Below are 1,332 nucleotides of genomic sequence, written 5' to 3' on the forward strand. Positions count from 1 at the left end.
CCTGGCCCGCACGTCTGGCCCCTGCACCTGGGAGGGTGCGGGGGTCGTCGTGTGCGTGTGCGGTCGGTGAGGGTCCTAGTCGGGTGGGGCTTCGGGTCCGTCGGGCTCTTCTGGGTCGTCGAAGGCGAGGGGTCTGTCCGGGTCGTAGGCCTCGGCCAGCGGGCCGGTGGCACGGGTGGTGTAGCGCGCCCCGCCGGGGCCCTGCCACTCGATGGTGAACCCACCGTCGGTGGTGGAGCACGTCCACACCCCGGCGGTTTTCAACCGGTGGTGCGGGCGGCACAGTTTCTGCCCGTTGCTCGGATGCGTGGCCCCGTCACTGTCGGGGTCGGTGTGGGCGGAGTTGACGATGTGGTCGTTGTCGCACAGGGCGGCCGGCACATCACAGTTGGGGAAGCGGCAGGTCGCGTCCCGGCCTTCGAGGTAGGTCTTGTGCCCGGCGAGGAACGGGTAGCCCTCGGAGGTGGGGTAGTCCTGCGGATCTGTGGGGATCTCGGTGATCTTGCTTGCCTCGCAGGTGCCTTCGAGGCGGTCGGCGGTGGCGGGGTTGAGCCAGCCGACCCCGGCGACGTAGCCGGCGCCGACGCCGTGCACCCCGTCGAGGGTCGCGCGGTAGAGGTGCACGCGGATGTCCATGGACTGCGGGTTGTCGCCGAGTTGGCCGAGCATCACCTGGGCTTTGAGCTGGGAGCGGCTCGGTAGTTCGCTGCGTTGGTCTTCGGGGATGTTCTCCTGCCGCCGGCGGGCGTCGGCGAGCAGGGCGTCGGCCTTCTTGTCGAGGTTGTTGTCGATCGCCGACAGGGTGACCGGGTTGCCGCCGGCGAGGATGAGTGTGGTGCCGCGGCGGGTCAGTGTGGCGGTGTCGTCTTCGGCGTCGGCGGTGTCGTCGGCCAGGTCGGGTTCGGCGTCGAGGATCGCCGCGTCGATGCGGTCGCGCAGCACGGTGAGGGCGACCGGGTTGGCTGCGGTGCACATCCAGTCGGTGATGCTGGCGTGCACGACGGCGTCGAGGCGGGTGAGGAGTTCGGCGTGTTGGCAGGTCGGCACGGTGGTCAGGTGGCGGTGGATGCGTGACCAGATCATGTCGAGGTGGTCGGCGGTGACGACGTCGCAGGTCACGACGGTGGCGAAGAGGTCGGTGTTGCGTGCGGCGAGTTCGCCTGCGTGTGCGAAGCGGATGGCGTCGGCGCGGGTGCGGGCGCGTAGGGCGCGGGCGGTGGCGAGGCGTTCGGTGTCGGCGATGTCGCGGAGGTGGGCGATCAGGACGATTTCGCCGAGGTTGAGGTGGCGTTGGATGTCGTCCATGCTCATCGCGGGTGTGGTGTTGTCGGT

At 69.8% G+C, this 1,332-nt stretch carries 1 protein-coding gene; it reads right to left on the reverse strand.

Going from position 1 to position 1,332, the window contains the following annotated elements; all coding sequences use genetic code 11:
- Positions 1–75: 75 nt before the first annotated feature.
- A partial coding sequence (locus ACT3UN_RS16420; RefSeq protein ID WP_444657652.1) for an HNH endonuclease signature motif containing protein occupies positions 76–1,332 on the reverse strand: 1,257 nt, incomplete at its 5' end.

The sequence above is a fragment of the Corynebacterium sp. AOP12-C2-36 genome (assembly GCF_052379185.1).
Lineage (GTDB): Bacteria > Actinomycetota > Actinomycetes > Mycobacteriales > Mycobacteriaceae > Corynebacterium.